Origin of the sequence: Halobellus sp. Atlit-38R, from assembly GCF_003665925.1 — an archaeon.
Taxonomy (GTDB): Archaea; Halobacteriota; Halobacteria; order Halobacteriales; family Haloferacaceae; genus Haloquadratum; species Haloquadratum inordinatus.
The window spans coordinates 20152-37681 of sequence record NZ_QXIJ01000020.1; the positions used below are offsets into that span (position 1 = coordinate 20152).

Consider the following 17530-nt stretch of genomic DNA (forward strand, 5'->3'; position numbering starts at 1 on the left):
TCCGAACGGTCCTGCCTCAACATAACTCGGATGTTACACGTTATGCTCTACCCGTCGGTCCGGGGTCGCGGGTCGCGTTCGCGGACGGCGTCGAGGAGTTCACAGAGCGCTGTCGCCGACAGGTCCAGCAGTTCCTCACCGAGGTCCGCGCTCGACTCGCGGGGGTCGCCGACGACGCCGTTCTCGGTGAACTCGTGGGAGTCGACCGCGAGGTTGACGCGACCCTGCCAGTCGCCCCAGCGGTCGCTGCCGCCGTCTGCGGCCGCTTCGAGGCGGTCCTCGTGGACGGTCTCGGGGTTCGCGTGTCGGAGCAGCGAGGTTTCGAGCGGCCCGGCGTGGCCCATCTCGGAGGTGTGCTCGTCGACTTCGTCGAACCACGTGAACGGGACGGCGTACGCGTCGTCGTGACGGACGATCCGGGCCGTGACCTCTCGGAGGGCTGCGATATTCCCACCGTGGCCGTTGACGACGACGACGCGGTCCCAGCCGTGGGACGCGAGGCTCCCGACGACGTCGCGGACGTACGATCGGAACGTCGACTCCGTCGTCCAGAGCGTCCCGGAAAACTCGCGGTGTTCCTCGGCGATTCCGACCGGGATCGCGGGCGCGACGACGACCGGATCGTCGTACTGCTCGGCGGCCGCGTCGGCGACGGCCTCGGCGTCGAGGGTGTCGGTACCGAGCGGCGCGTGTGGCCCGTGTTGTTCGGTGCTGCCGACGGGGAGCAGCGCGAGATCCGTCTCGGCGTCCGCTACGTCGGTCCACGTCTCGGTCTCCAGATGCATATCCGAACGGTCGCCCAGGGGTGGGATAAACGTACGGCTCGTTCGTGTCGACCGTGAGCCAGCTCGTCGATTTCTCGCCCCCGATCTGCTGATTTCTCGTCCGCGACCCAACGCACTGTTTCCCCCGCCGCCGACCTGCGCCGAACCCGGGATTTTTGTCCCGGCGACGTGGCCACCGCGTATGGACTACGAGCCCGTGACACACACGACGACCGACCGGCGGCTCGGTCACTTCCCCTCCGGCCGCGACATCTCCGTGACCGTTCACCGCTACAGCGGCGGCGACGGCCCGACGGTCTTCGTCCAGGCGGCCCAGCACGGCATCGAACTCAACGGCCCCGCAGCGCTCCGTCGCCTGCATAGCCGCCTCGCGGACGCCGATCTCGCGGGGTCGGTCGTCGCCGTCCCGGTCGTCAACCCGATCGCGTTCGACCATCGCTCGTATCTGACGCCCGAGGCGTACGACGCGCTGAACTCGAACTTCAACCGCATCTGGCCCGGCGACGCCGACGGCAGCTTTCAAGAACGGCTGGTCGCGGGCGTCTGGCCGCTCGTCGAGGCCGCCGACGTCGCGATCGACCTCCACACCGGGACGCCCGAGATGCTCGAACACGTCCGCTTCCGGCAGTCGGACCCGACGGCCGAGACACTCGCGGAAGCGTTCGGCACCGAGTTCCTCCTCGCCGACGACGATCCGATCGACGAAGCCGACGACTTCACCGGGAAGTTCCGCCTCGCCGCGGCACGAGCCGGCGTGCCAGCGATCACGGCGGAGCTATCGAACAGCCGGACGGTCCGGCGGTCAGCCGTCGAGGCGGGCGTCGACGGCGTCTGGAACGTCCTCTGCGAACTCGACGTCGTGGACGACGCCGCCGAACCGGCCGCCGAACAGCGCCGCCTCCGCGACGACGCCCCGCGAGTCGTCGCCGACGACTCTGGCCTCTTCGAACTCCGGGCGGACCTCGGGGTCGGCGACGTGGTCGAGGCCGGCGACGAACTCGGTGCCGTCTTCGATCCCTCGTCGTTCGAACGGCTTGCTACGGTCACTGCGAGTGCCTCCGGCGTCATCTACTCTGTGGCGCGCGGCGGGGTCGTCGTCGCGGGCGAGCGCATCGCGAGCATCGCGACGCTGTCCTGATATTTGAATGCCCTCAGCATTCCGCACACACCGTTAACCAATCACAATGTGTTAGATACTATCAGTGATATGGCGATGCAGCCCCACTTCTCGTTTGACGCCCTCTCGTGTGTGATCGAACAGCTCGGCTCGGAGGGCCGATCCGTTCGCCGGGCCGAAGCGGCCGCGGGGGGAGACGAGGACGAGACACTGCGCGCCACAGTCGACGTTTCGGTACCGCTCTGTGGCGCGTCGGGAAGCTCGTCACTCGAACCCATCTCGGCCTCGACGGACGGCGACGGTCTCTGCGTTTCCTTCGATCTGACGACGCTCTCGGACTCCTCTGGCGACCAGTTGACGGACGGCTGCGCCGACGAGTTGACCGTCTCTACCTGTCCGACCGATGCTCGTCTCGACGACGGCGCGGTACTGGTCACGCTCGACGTCGTCATTGGATCGGACGTGACCGACGCCGCCTCCGAGCACACAGCCGCGACGGACGAGCGGTCTACCACTGCCCACGCATCGACCACAAATACGGCCGAGACTGCCGATTCATCGCGTACAGCGGATGCGTCGGGGGCGGCCGGGAGGTCGCTGTCGGAGGGACGCTCGGACCGAACGACGACCGACCGTGACACGACGGCAGACCGCGCGACGACGGTCTTCGGCGGTGTGCCCGCAGCAGCCGCGAGCGGGCCGAACTCCGACACGCTTCTCGCGGCGGGATCCGACCGTTCGTCGGGCGAAACCGAACCGACGACCGCGACCGCGACCGATTCTGCGCCGGTCGATTCCGCTCTCCCGACGAACGGGGAACAGACCGCCACCGTGGGCGAAGAAGAACGCGACGCTGCCACGAGTGATGACGGACCTGACGCCGCAGACGACGCTGCGTCGGCGCTGACGGCCGCCCGCGACGACTCGGTCCCGCCGTACGAGGATGTCGAGTACCTGCGTTGTCTCTACGACGTCTGCGAGACGTTCGCGGAGATGAGCGAGCGCATCGAGATGGACGTCTCCGCCGAGACCGTCCGCCGGTATATGATCGAAGCCGAGGTCCACTCGCCGACGTCCTACGAGACGACGGGGTCGAACCGTCACTCGTCGACGGCGTCGCACTCCGGCGCGACGCTGGACGACGAATCGTCCGGCGACTCGACACCCGACGACGACACTGCCGACGCGTCCGCATCGACTGCGGAGGCCTCGCCTTCCGGCGTGGGATCTGACGACGGTGCGGGCGCTCCGCCCGACGCCGGGCCGTCCGTGAGCGACAGGTCCCAGAGCGACGCCGAGGCGGAATCGCTCCCGGACGACCAGCTCGTCGCCGATGGTATCGGCCTCCCCGAGGAACTCACCCTGCACGACGTCGTCGACGCCGTCGTCGACGCTCGGACAGTTCACGAAGTCCAGCGCGAACTCGGCCTCGAACACGGCCGCACGCGCCAACTGCTCCGCCAGCTCAACGTTCTCGACCTGGTGCTCCGGCGCGTCTCGGACGCCCCCGAGCGACGCGTCTCCTTCGACGACGTGGCCGCGCGGATCCGACAGTGCACGCCTGACGCCGCGTGACTGTCCTCGCGGTTGCGACTGATTGCACAGCCCACCGCACGCTGTCGTGCGATCGACTGCGTGAAGACGTGCAACCTACCGTAACCGGCTGCTTATAAATGGGCTATGAGTGTCACCCACAGACAAAAGTACGTTCCTCCCTATCAAACAGTAAGTATGTCCCTGGGAGCGCAGCGCGGCACCGAGGACGGAGTGCAGTACCTGTTGAGCGAGGCTCGATTCGAGCTGATGCCGTTCGACAGCTTCGACGACGAGATCGAAGAACTACCCAACGGCGCGAGCGTGGCGATCACGACGTCGCCGCAGTTGGGCATCGAGCGCACGGTCGAGCGTTCCGAGGAGGCCGCCGCGGCGGGCTACGAGGTCGTGCCGCACGTGGCCGCCCGCTACGTCGAGGACCGCGAGCAACTCGAAGAGATCGCGCGCCGGCTCACCGAGGCGGGGATCACGGACATCTTCGTCCCAGGTGGTGACAAAGAAGAGCCCGGGGAATTCGAGTCCGCCTACGAACTGCTGGTCGCGCTCGATGAACTCCCCTACGACTTCGAGGAGATCGGCATCACGGGCTATCCGGAGGGTCACGACTTCCTCTCCGAAGAGACTCTCGCAGAGGCGATGGAGAAGAAAGCGCCGTACGCGACGTACATCGTGACACAGCTGTGTTACGATCCCGAGGCAATCTTGGAGTGGACCGAGGGCATCCGGGCCCGCGGCATTGACCTCCCCATCGAAGTGGGGATCCCGGGTGTGATGAACTATCAGCGACTCCTGCAGATTTCGCGGAAGGTCGGCGTCGGCGACTCGGTGAAGTTCCTCCGGAAGACGACCGGCATCGTGGGATTCGTCAAACAGCTCGTCGGCTCCCGCGGGGTCTACAAGCCCGACGAACTGATCGACGGCCTCGCGCCGTACGTCGGTGACGAGGAGTACAAGTTCCGCGGCGTCCACATCTACACGTTCAATCAGACGCCCGACCTCGAGAAGTGGCGTCGCGGTCGACTCCAGTAGCGCTCTCGTTCCAGCGTCCTCGGTACGAGGCGCCCCGGGACAGCCCACGATGTCCGGTGCTCTCCGATATCTCCTAACTGCAACGTAGGGGCGTTGAAACCGCTGCTTACTTCGGAAACGGTGGGGTCCAGATAGGAGTCACCCGCGGGGTCGCCGGAGCGCTGACGACTACTCCGTGTGGGATCTGACTGGACTCGTCTGCGACCGTGACGTGCACGAACGCTCCCACTGCGTCCGGTAGCGCTTACCGCGCCGACACAGCCTATCGCTTTCCTATCATATTGTGTCAGAAGACAGAGTTATCCGCGGGTAGGACGCAGACGATACCGTATGACGTACGAGACTGTCGCGGCGGCCGATCCGGCCGTCGCCGAGGCGCTCGAAGGCGAGCGCACGAGACAGAACGAGACGTTAGCGATGATCGCGAGCGAGAACCACGCCTCCGAAGCCGTAATGGAGGCCCAAAGCTCCGAGTTGACGAACAACTACGCCGAGGGGTACCCGGGCGGGCGATACTACGCGGGCTGTGAGTACGCCGACGAGGTCGAGAACCTGGCGATCGAGCGAGCGAAGGAACTGTGGGGCGCAGAACACGTCAACGTCCAACCGCATTCGGGGTCGCAGGCGAATATGGGCGTGTACCTCGCGATGCTGGAGCCGGGCGACAAGATCCTCTCGCTTGACCTCACACACGGCGGGCACCTCTCGCACGGTCACCCGGCGAACTTCGCGGGGCAGACCTACGAGGTCGAACAGTACGAGGTCGACGCCGAGACGGGTTACGTCGACTACGAGGGCCTCGCCGAGATCGCCGAGGAGTTCGACCCCGACATCATCGTCTCCGGGTACTCCGCGTACCCCCGCGAGGTCGACTTCGAGCGCGTGCAGGAAGTCGCAGACGACACCGACGCGTACCACCTCGCGGACATCGCACACATCACAGGCCTCGTGGCAGCGGGCGTCCACGAGTCGCCAGTCGGCGTCGCGGACTTCGTGACGGGGTCGACGCACAAGACGATCCGCGCGGGTCGCGGCGGGATCATTATGTGCGGCGAGGAACACGCCGACGCGATCGACAACGCGGTCTTCCCCGGCGCTCAGGGCGGCCCCCTGATGCACAACATCGCGGGCAAGGCCGTCGGCTTCGGCGAGGCGCTCTCCGAGGAGTTCGACGCCTACGCCGAACAGACGGTCACGAACGCCAAAGCGCTCGCCGACCAGTTGCAGGCGAACGGACTCAGCCTCGTCTCGGGCGGCACTGACAACCACCTCGTGTTGGTCGACCTGCGGCCATCCCACCCCGACACGCCCGGCAAGGACGTCGAGTCGGCGCTCGAAGAGGCCGGGATCGTGATGAACGCGAACACGGTCCCCGGCGAGACGCGCTCGGCGTTCAACCCGAGCGGGATCCGTATTGGGACGCCAGGCGTCACGACGCGCGGCTTTACCGAATCGACGTGCCGGGAGGTCGCAGACCTCATCACGCGCGTCATCGACGACCCGAACGACGAGCAGACGGTCGCCGAGGTCGCTGCGCGCGTCGACGAACTGACCGACGAGTACCCGCTGTACGACTAAATCGCCCGCTCTGGTCAATACCTCCCGTCTTCGCGGACACCCCCGTTCTTATCAACTGAGAATAACGACCAACTTATACGGGAATATACATTAATTATAATGTGGTATGTATCAGGTTCTCATTCCCGTCGACGACGACGAGAGTCGGGCGCTCAATCAGGCGGAATACGCCGCGAGCCTCCCTGATTCGGGAGCGGACGTCGAAGCGACAGTCCTGTACGTGGTCCCCCCGCGCCGTCTCGATACGGCTGAGGAGGTAGACTTCGAGGAGGTAGACTCGGCGGTCGCCGCCGCCGAGTACCTCGAAGACAGTGGTGTCTCGGTCGATCGTCGCATCGGTGACGGCGGCGTCTCCGAGGAGGTCATCCGGGTGGCAGACGAGCTGGACTGCGACGAACTCGTGATGGGCGGGCGGAAGCGCTCCGGCGTCGCACAGGTACTCCTCGGGAGTACCGTCCGCGACGTCTTCGTCTCCACGGAGCGACCCGTCACGATCACCGGCTCTGGAATGGTGTTCGAGGGCGGGTCACGCGAGGTGCTGCTCCCCGTCGATCGGAATCTGGAACGGGCGCGTCGTCAGGTCGAGTACGCCACTGCGCTGCCGAACGCCGCGGAGAACGTCACGGCGACGGTGCTGTACGTCTTCCCCCACCAGGACTACCGGGGCGCGCCGCCGCACGAGTTCGACGACGTCGAGGCGGCGGTCGAAACAGCTGATTCGCTCGAAGCGGAGGGTCTGTCCGTCGAGCGAGTCTCGATCGGTGGCGAAGTGGCGAGAAAGGTCCTCGAAACGGCCGAGGAACGCGAAGCCGACAGCATCGTGATGGGCGGACGGAAGCGCTCGGGCGTCCAGAAGACGCTCTTGGGCAGCATCGCACAGGATGTGATGCTCTCTGCGGACCGTCCGGTCACGCTCACTGGGTGATCGATCCAGTTTCTGCCGCTCCGGCTTCACGGGCATCGGCCACAAAAAAACTGCTTCGTCCGCTGTGACCGGCGTGCGAGTGCCGCCGGCGGGAGACGCTCAGACAGTGGGGGCTGACTGCTTCAGTTGTCCTGCGCTTCGGCTTCCTGCTTTGCACCCAGCTTCGCCTGCTCGCGGGCGCTCGGGTTGACCGATTCCTTGAACGGCACTTCTGCGACCGTCGCGTACACCGGCTCGCCGTCCTCTTCGGCGTACTCGTCGGGCAGGTGCACCTGGAACTCGAGGTCGAGATCGTTCTCGTAGATCTCGTCGTCGAGCGTCGCCTGCGCGGCGTCTTCGAGCTTGTCGGCGGGCACGAATCCGAGACCGATGTTCGTCTCGAGGTCCGGGTTCCACCACGGCGAGGTCATGTAGCCGCATTCCTCGTCCGTCTCCGGATCGGAGATGATCCAGAAGTCCGGCGCGTAATCGCGGATCGGCTCGCCGGCCATCTTCAGACCGACCAGCTTGAGGTTGAACGGGTACTCGCCGCCCTCGATGAGCTCCTTCTGGCGTTCGAGTTCTTCCTTGCCGACGTAGTCGGCTTCCTTGTCGTCCGGCACTTGATAGCCCAGGTTGACCTGGAACGGCGAGGTCTCGTGGTCCATGTCCTGACCCCACGAGAGGATCCCGGCCGCGATGCGGCGGTGGTGTCCGGGGGCGATCTGCATCCCGCCGTGGTCTTTGACCGATTCGAGGACCGGGTCCCACACGCGCTCTGCGTTCTCCATCGCATCGCGCACGTAGATCTCGAAGCCCTTCTCGCCGGAGAAGCCGGTCTGGCTGACGAGCACCGAGGCACCGTTGATTTCGGCCTCCATCAGGCCGTAGTACGGAATCTCAGAGACTTCCTCGCCGACGACTTCGACCATCACGTCTTCGGAGAGCGGGCCCTGGATCTGCATCGGGGCGACGTCGATCTCGTCGACTTCGACGTCGAAGTTCTTCCCGACGTTGACGCCCTGGATCCACTGCATCAGCGTCGAGTCCGAGATAGAGAACCAGAACTCGTCTTCTTCGACGCGGAGCAGAATCGGGTCGTTGAGGATGCCGCCGTCCTCGTTGCAGAGGATGACGTACTTGCCGTTCATCGGCTCGATTTCGGTGGCGTCACGCGTGATGAGGTAGTTCGTGAGTTCCTCGGCGTCCGGGCCTTTCACGCGGATCTGCCGCTCGACGGCGACGTCCCACAGCGTTACCTTCTCGGTCAGCGCTTCGTACTCGGCCATCGCACCGCCGTCTTCTGGCTCGACGAGGCCGCGCGGGTGATAGATTCGGTTGTACACCGAACACCGCCACGCTCCTTCCTCGTTGAACGACTTATCGAAGAAGGGGGACTTTCGAACGCGGGTCGAGACCAGCATCTGGATCCCCGGATCTCCGGTCTGTCGGAGGTTCCGCGGGAGCGTTCTGTCGGATTGATCGATACTCGGATGATTTGGGTGTTCGTAGTCCCCTGACATCCAATAAACGATGTTATCAAACCCCAATAAAAGATCACCCTGATAGTACCGTGCTTTTATCTGCCACTGCTTAGCACGGGACATATCGGGCGCTATGATCGGCCCGTTCCGGGCGCGCTTGCACGACCCAGAACACACTATATTTCGACCGGTAGACGGCCGCTGTAACTCGAATATCGGCGGCAGAAGAAGAAACGTGTTCCCCCCGATCGCTCGTTCGAGGCATTCGATCACTGCTCGCGCGCGCTCACTCGTTCGGACTTCTATCCGACAGTATCAGGACTGGCGCGCAGCGTAGAGTGCAACTCCGATCAGCGCGGCGAGTGCGACGGTCACACCGAACCCGGGGCTGCTCGTACTGGACGTCGATTCGTCAGTCTGTGCTGCCGTTTGCTCGTCGGTGGTCTCGCTCGCTGTGGTCGTGCTGTCCGTCTCGGTCGTCGTCGCGGCCGTTCCGCTGCTCGTCGTGTCGCTTTCGGTCATCGTGATCTGCCGCTCGGAGAAGTGATTCACGGCGACGAGGACGCTCGCGCTGGCGTCCGCGCTCGCCTGCTGGCGAACGAGGAACTTCGAGGTGTCGCCGCCGTCGATCGCGCTCTGGAGCGCGCTGTAAGAGGATGCCCGTGCGGCGGCCTCGCCATCGACAGTCACCTGCACGTCGTTCGTCGCGTCGACGACCTCCTCGGAGACCGACGTGATAACGACCTTGCCTTGGTGCTCGGAGCGTTCGGCGGTCATTCGCACCGTCCCCTCACTCTGCTGGGTCACTTCGACGGTCGTGTTGTCGCCGTACTGCACGACGTCGGCGACGGCTTCACTTCCCGACTCGCTCTGCTGCATCACGTACACCTCGGCGGCCGCCTGGCCGCTGGTGATCAGTTGTTCCTGCTGTTCGTCGTCCTCGGTGCGGCCCTCCGGATACGAGCGGAACGCGAGTTTGCTGTCTCCTTCGAGGCTCGCGGAGACGTTCCCCTGCTCGTTCACCGTGAGTTCGCCGTCACCGACGACGAGGAAGACGCCTTCCGTGCCGTCTTCGGTCGTCACGACGACCCTCTCACTGCTCTGACTCGCGGCCTCGGCGGAACTGGACAGATTGACCGCTACGTACTGGCTGTCGTCGCCGGCACGCACCGTCAACACCCCACGCTCGTTGTCGTGTGCGCGGAGCGTCGCCCCGCTGTCGGTACTCATCGAAGCGCTCGTCTCGCTCTTCGCGTCGAGAGAGACGGCAGCGCCGGCGATGTCGGAGGCGGCACTCAACTCGACATCGGCCGAGAGGCTGCCACTACTTTCTGTCTCACTCTGCGACTGGACTTTCACTGACTGCATCACGGTTTCGCCGTCGACGGCGTAGTCGACGACCGCGTTGCTCGTCGTGTCGAAAGAGACGTTGGTCCCGGCGTACGCCTTCTGGCTTGACGTGGCTGCACCGACAGTCCCGACTGCCGCGGCAGATCCGAGCGCGGACGCCACGAGCAGTACGGCCATCACCGATGCGGTAACTCGATCTGTGAACATCGCGTCCGATCCTAACCGCCCGCTGGAGTATATAAACAGACGATACCGACCCCGATTTTTACTCGTTTAATCCGGATTCAATCCGTCACAGTCCGTTGATTTTCTTGTTCGAGACGCTGTCGCCGATTCCTATCGGAACAATAGTTATATATGGCCAATTTCGTACAATCATAGCAGGTTCGAGACTGAGTATATCTCCGGTCGCACGCCGTCGTGCGACCGTGCACGAAGATGTGAAAACACTACCATACTCGCCCCTCCGACCGAGGGAGTCGGGAGTTACCAACAGCCTATGGCATTCCAGTCCATACCGCGCATCGCTTATTTTCCTCGGCCTCGAAGCGGGCCTATGAATCCGTCTCGTCCCGCGCCCGGACCGGACGCCGCTCGCGCGTTTCGGCTCGGGATCGCGGCTGGCGCACTCGTCGGCCTCGCGTTTGCGGGGTTGGTATACTGGACAGGCTCGGTGGACATTTTCGCGTTCGGGTACGTCTTCGCGCTGCTCTTTCCGGTGTATCTCGTTCTGGTCGCGATCGCGCTCAGCGTGTGGCTCGGCTACGACAAAGACGAGACGGCACTGCGTCCGGTCTATCGGACCGAGCGGTAGCCCTCCCTGCCGACTTGACTCGCAACCGGCCGCCTATAGTAGCAGTTGCAAGTCTTCACGCAGCCGATCAGACGCTGTCGTACGATCGGATGCGCAATCAGTTGCAACTGCTACTATAGGACCGCACACGCAACCGCGCCGAACCGAATACGGTAATGGCGCTGCCGACGCACGTTTCTGCAATGGCACAACTCGAACGGCTCCGGGTGTATCCGGTGAAGAGCCTCGACGGAATCGACGTCGACGCTGCGACGGTTCTCGATGGGGGCACACTCGAACACGACCGCGAGTTCGCACTCTTCGATTCGGTGGGCGACGTCGTCAACGCGAAACGCACCGACCGAGTGCACGCGCTCGCGACGGACTTCGACCCGGAGTCGGGGGCGCTCGCCGTCGAGACGCCCGAGGGTGAGACGGAGCGCTTCGTTCTCGCACAGGAACGCGAGCGCGCCGCGGCGTGGTTCGGGGAGTTCCTGGACCTCGATGTCTCGCTCCGGCAAGACGTCTCTCTCGGTTTCGTCGACCGCCGCGAGATGGGGCCGTCAGTCGTCAGCACCGCGACGCTGCGGGAGTTCGCGTCGTGGTTCGACGACATCTCCGTCGAGAGCGCGCGTCGCCGTCTCCGGGCGAACGTCGAAGTCTCGGGCGTTCCGGCGTTCTGGGAGGATCGATTCGTCGGTGACGACGCGCCTGCCTTCGAGGTCGGCGACGTCAGGTTCGAGGGCGTCAAGCCCTGCGGGCGATGTGTGGTTCCCGGTCGCGACCCCGACACCGGCGCGTCGACGCCGAACTTCCGCGAGCAATTCATCGAGAAGCGGCGCGAGACGTTCCCCGAGTGGGCCGATCCGGACGCGTTCGAACACTTCTTCACGTCGATGCTCATCGCCCGCGTCCCCGACTCCCATCGGGGGCGCCGACTCAACGTCGGTGATCCGGTGTCCGTTCTCGAGGACTGATCCGCCGCGATTCTCGCCGTCGTCAGTGTCGCTCCGCTCGGTCAGTCGCGATCCCGCTCGGCGATCGTCGCGGCGATGAGGTTTCGCATCCCGCGGCGGAGTCGCCCGCTCATCGCCGTCGAGGAGAGGTCCATCTCCTCCGCAACTTCGCTGAGCGAGATGTCCCGCGGTTCGTTGAAGTAGCCCTTCGCGAACGCGAGTTGGAGCGCCGCGCGCTGCTCGTCGGTGAGTCCGTACGAGGACTCGCCGCCGGCGTCCTCGTTGCTGTAGATCTCGATGATGTCGAGCGCGATGTCGTTCGCGATCGCGTACTCCCAGATCGTGTTGAGCGCGGCGCGATCGGGCAAGAGCAGGTGGACCAACCATCCGCCGTCTTTCGTCTCTGTGTGCACTAGAAAGCCGTTCTCCTCGGTCACGATGCTGCTGATGAGGCGCGTCTGTGGCGTGTGTTTGATGTAGTAGATCGCCGTGTCGTTGGTCCGATCGATCAGCTCGAATTCTTCGACCGTGACGTCGGCTTCGAGTGCCGCTTCGAGTTCTTCGGGGTCTTCGTATTCGATGAGAAACGGAAAGTACGTCGACCCTGGATCGGTCGTCCCCTGCGTAATCACACGGATCTTGACGCCGTCGAGTCGCTCCAGCGTCGGAACGAGCGCGAGGTGTTCGTGTTCGATGTGTACCTTTGCTGTTATCGACATTGTTAGTGAGTTCTCCGTTCGCAGCCGTCCCCCGGTTTCGTCGGTGTTACTTCCCGGTCGCTCCGACCGCTACACCGTGGTTTCCAGCCTGCCAATAGTGTCTATCGGTTCACTCCGAACCGAGTGTATCTTATATTGTCGGTCGTGTGCAAGCGACAATATCGCCCCGCCGACGGTTACGCCGACATCGCTTCTTTCGGCTCCCGGGCCGACGTCGACTCGCGCCGGTTCTTCGCCGCGAGGACGACGAAGATGACGAAGCCGACGGCCCGCATCGACAGGTCGAGCACGAGCGTGTCGACCGACACTGTCACGCCGGCGAACCCGAGCAGGTCGAACACCGCCGCCGACAGCAGTCGCGGTGCCATAAGCAGGAGCGCACTGACCGCAAAGCCGGTCCGCTCGCCGCGGTTGACGTCACCGTAGAGCGTGCCGATGACAGTCGCACCGAGGGCGACGACGCCGAGGAAGACGCCGACCACGGGGATCAGGATCTCCGGAACGGAGTACGACAGCTGTGCGAGGTCGCTGAAGCCGACGACGCGGTACTGTTCACGGATCGGCAACTCCGCGGCGTTCGCCTTCTCTCGTAGCAGCACGACCCCGGGTGCGAGCACGAACGCGAAGGGAACGATCGCCTTGTTCAGCGACAGCGAGAACGCCTTCACGCCGGTCTCGAAGGGATCGGACTTGGCGACCCCACTCGCGGCGTAGGCCGCAACGGCGACGGGCGGCGTGATGTCCGCGATGACGCCGAAGTAGAGGATGAACAGGTGTGCGGCGAGCAGCGGGATACCGAACTCGACCAGCGGCGTCGCGAGCATCGAGATCAGGATAATGTACGTGACGGTCGTCGGCATCCCCATCCCGAGAATGATGCTCGCGACGGCGGTCACGAGCAGCATAATCACGATCGATCCGCCGGACAGCGCGAGGAGCAGCGAGGTGAGGTTCGGACCCAGCCCCGAGACGCTGATGACGCCGGGGATGATACCGGCCGCGGCGACTGCGATGACCACCGGTACGGCCGTCCGCGCGCCCTCGTCCATCGATTTCACGACGAACGTCCCGACGCGGAACAGTTGATTCTCGCCGAGGTCGCGGCCGGTCTTCTCGCCGGCTACCTCCGCACTCTCTTGGATCGTGGGATTGAGATCGAGGAACTTCGACTCGACGTCGGTGTGATACAGCATCGTCAGCACGCCCGCGAGCATCGCGTACCAGCCGATTCGGGGGCCGACGATGGCGAGCGCCGCACCCGGTGAGAGGGGCGTTCCGCTCGCTCCGGTCAGGAGTCCGGTGACGGCGACGCCGGTCACGATGTGGCTCACGAGTTCGATTCCGAAGATCACCGCGAGCGACCCGAACAGCGAGACCCGCGTCTTCTCACTGTAGGCCGCGATGAACGTCACGAGCGCGACCAGCGCGACCAGCGTGAACCACGCCGAGCGCGAGACCGACAGGCGCTCGATGATGAGGTAGTACAGGAGGAGGAAGATCGGAACGAGGTAGAACCACCCGAACTTCAGGTGAGAGACCAGCGACACGGTTTCTTCGAGGCCACCGATCCCTTCCTGGACGGCCTTCAGATGTACCATCACCCAGACGCCGAAGAAGAAGACGATCGCCGGGATCGTCGCGAGGATGATGATCTCCGCGAACGGCGTCGCGGTGTACTGGACCATCAGGAACGCGGCGGCCCCCATCACGGGTGGGAGGATCTGTCCGCCGGACGACGCCGAGGACTCGACCGCTCCGGAGAATTCAGGTGAGTACCCCGAGCGCTTCATCAGCGGGATCGTGAACGCGCCGGTCGTGACCGTGTTCGCGATCGAGGAGCCCGAAATCGTCCCCATAAATCCGCTCGCGAGGATGCTCGCCTTCGCCGGGCCGCCTTTCCGCTTGCCCGTGGCGGCGTACGCGAGGTCGATGAACCACTGACCCGCGCCGCTCATTTCGAGGAACGATCCGAACAGGATGAAGATGTAGATGAAGCTCACCGAGACGGTGACCGGAATCCCGAAGACACCGTTTTCGGTGTTGTACCAGAGGTTCTGGACGATGTCCGGCCACGTGAGCTCCGGGATCGCGAGCAGCCCGATGAACGGCGTGCCGCTGCTGATCAGATAGCCCCACCGCGCGTAGACGATGAACGAGGCGACGATGAGCATCAGCGGGAGCCCGAGCGTTCGGCGGGTGGCTTCGAGCACCAACAGGACGCCGACGACGCCGAGAATCATCGCATAGGAGTACTCGCTGACGAAGGGGACGGCACCGAGAATCGGGTCGAGGAACGTGTAAATCTCAGTGACGGGGCGCCCCGATTCGAGGCCGAAGACGCGCATGTCCTGAATCTCGGAGAACTCCGTCAGGAAGTAAAACGCCGAGAGGAACGCCGCGATCATACTAACGACGTCGAACGGCGTCACGCGACTCCGGTTCGGATCGAGGAACGCCCAGCGGAAGACGCCCCGTACGCCCTCGAAGGCACGTGAGACCGGGTTGCCCTCGCTGAACGATTCGGTGACGCCGTCGACGACGCGCCCGAGGTTCCGAGAGACGAACCCATCGCCCATACTCGCCGGGAACATCAGGAACGTCAGGACGAGCGCGAACGCGACGTGGATCGCGTTCGCCTGTAGGAGCTGGAGTGACACCTGATAGCTGGTGATGGCCGGCATCCCGTTTTCCAGTGCCAGGATCGGGATCTCGAAGGTGAAGCTCTTGGCCGCCAAGATGAGCTGGAACAGCGAAAAGAGGATCCCGATGGCGGCGACGGCGAGGGCGGCAAGTCCTTTCAAGGACCGTCGGCGCTCGATCTCCTCGATGAGCTCCTCGGCTTCTTCTCTGGAAATCTCCCCCTCTTCGCCACCGTCGACGTTGTTCGTACTCATAGCAATATGTCGGTCATTGTTCGTCGCTCGATGTGGATCCGAACGTCGTTTGCGTTCGTTTCCGCAACCAAGTCATACTGTTGGTCCTCGACGATCAGTGTATGGTTTGCGATCCGTCCGGGCGAGACCGAGAGCGTTTCGAGTTCGGTGATCGGCTCTGGTGGGTCGTACACGAGCGTTCCGTTCACGTTCGTGACGTTGACCCGTGCCGGAAGCCCCCATCCGTACGACTCGAACTCCATCCGCGTGTTCACCAGCGTCTGTCCCTCTACACGGTACTCGTCGTACACGCGTGACTTCTCGACGCTGTGCATATATTCGAGACCGACCGTGCTCCCGTTCTCGACGGGCTGTTCGATATAGTGCTCGCCCGTGTCGAGGTCCTCGACGACGAGTACTGTCCCGGTCGGCACGGCCGCAGCGACGCCCGCGAGGATCACCGCAAGCGCGATAGCGACGGCTATCAGTGCCGGAACGGTCCGTTCGCTTGCGAGTGTGCGTACGTTCACCGCTGGAAACGAATGTGCTAGACGCCTTTACGGCTACGAAAGACGTTTCGACGCCCCGAAAGTCGGCGGCGCGAGACTGATACAGACCCGACGGTCAGTCGTCGATTACTCGCCGAAGTACGCCGCTGCGCCTTCGTGGAGTTCGATCGACATTCCGTCCTGAGCGCTGTCGACGGTGATGAAGTCCGTCTTGATCGTCAGCTCGTCGAGGTTGTCGAAGATGGCTGCCGTGACGTTCTCGACGGCCTCGGCGGAGACGCCGGAGTTCGTCGCGATCATCGCCTGCACGGCAACGGTCTCGACGGGCTCGGAAACGCCGCTGTAGGTTCCGCCCGGGATCGTGTCGTCGGCGAACCACGAGGCAGCGTCCTTGACGGCTGCACGGTTGTCGCCCTCGATCGGGACGATGTTGACGTCGTTGGTCGTCGCGAGGTCCTCGATGGCGCCGACCGGCCAGCCGCCGACGACGAAGGCGGCGTCGATGTCGCCGTTCGCGAGCTGTTCGGACGCCTGCGAGAAGCCGGCGTTCTGCTCGTTGTAGTCGGTGATACCGACCGCTTCGAGGATCTGGTTCGCGTTGACCTGCGTGCCGGAGCCGAGGTCACCGGTGTTGATCGTCGCGCCGCTGAGGTCGCTGATCGTTTCGATGCCGGTCGACTCCAGCGTGACGACGGTGATCGTCTCGGGGTACAGCGTCGCGACGCCCTGGAGGTTCTCGATTGCGTTGCCCTGGAACGTCTCGATGCCCGTTCCGTTCTTCGCGAAGTACGCGATGTCGTTCTGGATCAGCGCGAAGTCGGCGGAGCCGTCTGCGAGGCTGCCGACGTTCTCGACGCTTGCACCCGTCGACTGGACGTTCAGCGTGTAGTCCGTGTTCGCTTCGACGATCGTCTTGAACTCGTTCGAGAGCGGGTAGTACGTGCCGCCGGTCCCGCCCGCGTGCCAGCTCAGACGCGTGCCCGTGTCGCCGCCGCTGTCTCCACCGTCTTCGGTTGCGGTGCCGCCGTCGCCCTCGGTCTCGGTGTCGCCGCCGTCGCCGCCACCGTTACCGCTGCAGCCAGCGAGGGCTGCGACGCCTGCGATACCGGCCGCTTCGAGGAATCTCCGTCGAGTCTCTTTGGATGACATACCGTCTCACAATAGCACTCTATGGTTTATATCTCTAATCATTTCACATCGAAAAGTGAAACATACCCAATTTACACCCCTCTGGCCGCTTCGTCTAATGGTTTCAGACTCGATACGGCTGTCACGCACCAGATCCGTTACACAAATTGGCCGGTCGTATCTCCAGGCCGATATCCCGGCGGCAGTAAAAGAACCCTGAAAATGCCGCTTGAGTATATAAAAGACCGACGCTGATCGTCCCGACACCACTGTGTCCGCTGTTATGCGCCTGGAGAATACATCAGATATGAGTGAATTGTTCTTCGTCGTATCTTCTCGGATCCGAGCAGCGGCCGAATCGACGTCCCGTCCCGCTTCTGTCACTGACCGTGGGACAAAAAATGAGATCGCCGCACCCCAGATCCTCGGGATCACCCGACGACCGGACGTGGGTCGTCGCCGCTCCCGAGGATGTCTTCGACGATGTCGTCGATGTCTGGGGCGCGGCGCTCACGTCGTGGCTCGTCGGACGGGTAGTGCGGTACCAGGGGCATCGTTTCACCCCACTTACGATACGTCTCGTATCGGGTAAAAACATCGGGCTCGTAAATTGCCTCGGGGTCATAGTACCTAGCGTAACTTCTGGAGGTATCCGCCGAGATACTTGTCGATCCACGAGGCTGCGAAACTCAGCTGAGTTGTAAGTTGCTCAAAGAGCTCAGTGAGGAGAGCGCGGTATTCTGCCGCGCTC

The 17530-nt window shown here is 63.9% G+C and carries 15 protein-coding genes and 1 pseudogene; 7 read left to right on the forward strand and 9 right to left on the reverse strand.

Going from position 1 to position 17530, the window contains the following annotated elements; genetic code table 11:
- Positions 1–47 precede the first annotated feature (47 nt).
- Positions 48–785, reverse strand: coding sequence for a creatininase family protein (locus D3D02_RS16665; RefSeq protein ID WP_121571094.1), 738 nt, complete (start codon positions 783–785; stop codon positions 48–50).
- 181 nt (positions 786–966) lie between these two features.
- On the opposite strand from D3D02_RS16665, the gene D3D02_RS16670 reads away from it, so the two are divergent.
- From D3D02_RS16670 to D3D02_RS16690, 5 genes are all read left to right on the forward strand, one after another.
- Positions 967–1923 (forward strand): succinylglutamate desuccinylase/aspartoacylase family protein, encoded by a 957-nt coding sequence (locus D3D02_RS16670; RefSeq protein WP_121571095.1) that lies wholly within the window; start codon positions 967–969, stop codon positions 1921–1923.
- Between the two features lie 69 nt (positions 1924–1992).
- Positions 1993–3477 (forward strand): hypothetical protein, encoded by a 1485-nt coding sequence (locus D3D02_RS16675; protein WP_121571096.1) that lies wholly within the window; start codon positions 1993–1995, stop codon positions 3475–3477.
- 156 nt (positions 3478–3633) lie between these two features.
- A complete protein-coding gene (locus tag D3D02_RS16680; protein WP_121571097.1) occupies positions 3634–4485 on the forward strand; it encodes a methylenetetrahydrofolate reductase in 852 nt (283 codons plus the stop codon).
- Between the two features lie 330 nt (positions 4486–4815).
- Positions 4816–6063 carry a serine hydroxymethyltransferase gene (gene glyA / locus D3D02_RS16685; protein WP_121571098.1) on the forward strand — a complete coding sequence of 416 codons (1248 nt, stop codon included), beginning with the start codon at positions 4816–4818 and terminating at the stop codon, positions 6061–6063.
- A gap of 106 nt (positions 6064–6169) precedes the next feature.
- Entirely contained in the window at positions 6170–6988 is an 819-nt protein-coding gene (locus D3D02_RS16690) for a universal stress protein (RefSeq protein ID WP_121571099.1), read from the forward strand.
- 122 nt (positions 6989–7110) lie between these two features.
- Here D3D02_RS16690 and D3D02_RS16695 read toward each other — a convergent pair whose 3' ends face one another.
- Positions 7111–8490 (reverse strand): aminomethyl transferase family protein, encoded by a 1380-nt coding sequence (locus D3D02_RS16695; protein ID WP_121571100.1) that lies wholly within the window; start codon positions 8488–8490, stop codon positions 7111–7113.
- Between the two features lie 276 nt (positions 8491–8766).
- Entirely contained in the window at positions 8767–9978 is a 1212-nt protein-coding gene (locus D3D02_RS16700; protein ID WP_233560688.1) for a PGF-CTERM sorting domain-containing protein, read from the reverse strand.
- A gap of 379 nt (positions 9979–10357) precedes the next feature.
- Here D3D02_RS16700 and D3D02_RS16705 point away from each other — a divergent pair, with 379 nt between their 5' ends.
- Entirely contained in the window at positions 10358–10615 is a 258-nt protein-coding gene (locus tag D3D02_RS16705) for a hypothetical protein (RefSeq protein ID WP_121571102.1), read from the forward strand.
- Between the two features lie 182 nt (positions 10616–10797).
- Positions 10798–11571, forward strand: coding sequence for an MOSC domain-containing protein (locus tag D3D02_RS16710; RefSeq protein ID WP_121571103.1), 774 nt, complete (start codon positions 10798–10800; stop codon positions 11569–11571).
- Between the two features lie 41 nt (positions 11572–11612).
- Here the strand turns inward: D3D02_RS16710 and D3D02_RS16715 are convergent, their stop codons facing one another.
- From D3D02_RS16715 to D3D02_RS16735, 6 genes and pseudogenes are all read right to left on the reverse strand, one after another.
- On the reverse strand, positions 11613–12269 hold the full coding sequence (locus tag D3D02_RS16715) for a helix-turn-helix domain-containing protein (RefSeq protein WP_121571104.1): 657 nt from the start codon (positions 12267–12269) through the stop codon (positions 11613–11615).
- 176 nt (positions 12270–12445) lie between these two features.
- Positions 12446–15163: a TRAP transporter fused permease subunit gene (locus D3D02_RS16720; protein ID WP_121571105.1), complete on the reverse strand. Its 2718-nt coding sequence runs from the start codon at positions 15161–15163 to the stop codon at positions 12446–12448.
- Entirely contained in the window at positions 15160–15672 is a 513-nt protein-coding gene (locus D3D02_RS16725; protein WP_394337740.1) for a DUF1850 domain-containing protein, read from the reverse strand. Before D3D02_RS16725 ends, D3D02_RS16720 begins: the two co-directional genes overlap by 4 nt.
- 105 nt (positions 15673–15777) lie before the next feature.
- Entirely contained in the window at positions 15778–16800 is a 1023-nt protein-coding gene (locus tag D3D02_RS16730) for a TAXI family TRAP transporter solute-binding subunit (RefSeq protein WP_121571106.1), read from the reverse strand.
- Positions 16801–17210: 410 nt separating this feature from the next.
- The gene (locus D3D02_RS21535) at positions 17211–17333 is read right to left on the reverse strand and encodes a hypothetical protein (protein WP_255410174.1); all 123 of its coding nucleotides are present in this window, start codon (positions 17331–17333) and stop codon (positions 17211–17213) included.
- A gap of 76 nt (positions 17334–17409) precedes the next feature.
- Positions 17410–17530, reverse strand: a pseudogene (locus D3D02_RS16735) (IS630 family transposase); the annotation flags it as partial.

Bases quoted from the DNA above. Each gene is read 5' to 3' on its own strand.
- D3D02_RS16665 (WP_121571094.1), bottom strand. From the start codon at position 785: ATGCATCTGGAGACCGAGACGTGGACCGACGTAGCGGACGCCGAGACG.
- D3D02_RS16720 (WP_121571105.1), bottom strand. From the start codon at position 15,163: ATGAGTACGAACAACGTCGACGGTGGCGAAGAGGGGGAGATTTCCAGA.
- glyA (WP_121571098.1), top strand. From the start codon at position 4,816: ATGACGTACGAGACTGTCGCGGCGGCCGATCCGGCCGTCGCCGAGGCG.
- D3D02_RS16700 (WP_233560688.1), bottom strand. From the start codon at position 9,978: ATGGCCGTACTGCTCGTGGCGTCCGCGCTCGGATCTGCCGCGGCAGTC.
- D3D02_RS16730 (WP_121571106.1), bottom strand. From the start codon at position 16,800: ATGTCATCCAAAGAGACTCGACGGAGATTCCTCGAAGCGGCCGGTATC.
- D3D02_RS16710 (WP_121571103.1), top strand. From the start codon at position 10,798: ATGGCACAACTCGAACGGCTCCGGGTGTATCCGGTGAAGAGCCTCGAC.
- D3D02_RS16715 (WP_121571104.1), bottom strand. From the start codon at position 12,269: ATGTCGATAACAGCAAAGGTACACATCGAACACGAACACCTCGCGCTC.
- D3D02_RS16680 (WP_121571097.1), top strand. From the start codon at position 3,634: ATGTCCCTGGGAGCGCAGCGCGGCACCGAGGACGGAGTGCAGTACCTG.
- D3D02_RS21535 (WP_255410174.1), bottom strand. From the start codon at position 17,333: ATGCCCCTGGTACCGCACTACCCGTCCGACGAGCCACGACGTGAGCGC.
- D3D02_RS16705 (WP_121571102.1), top strand. From the start codon at position 10,358: ATGAATCCGTCTCGTCCCGCGCCCGGACCGGACGCCGCTCGCGCGTTT.
- D3D02_RS16690 (WP_121571099.1), top strand. From the start codon at position 6,170: ATGTATCAGGTTCTCATTCCCGTCGACGACGACGAGAGTCGGGCGCTC.
- D3D02_RS16695 (WP_121571100.1), bottom strand. From the start codon at position 8,490: ATGTCAGGGGACTACGAACACCCAAATCATCCGAGTATCGATCAATCC.
- D3D02_RS16675 (WP_121571096.1), top strand. From the start codon at position 1,993: ATGGCGATGCAGCCCCACTTCTCGTTTGACGCCCTCTCGTGTGTGATC.
- D3D02_RS16670 (WP_121571095.1), top strand. From the start codon at position 967: ATGGACTACGAGCCCGTGACACACACGACGACCGACCGGCGGCTCGGT.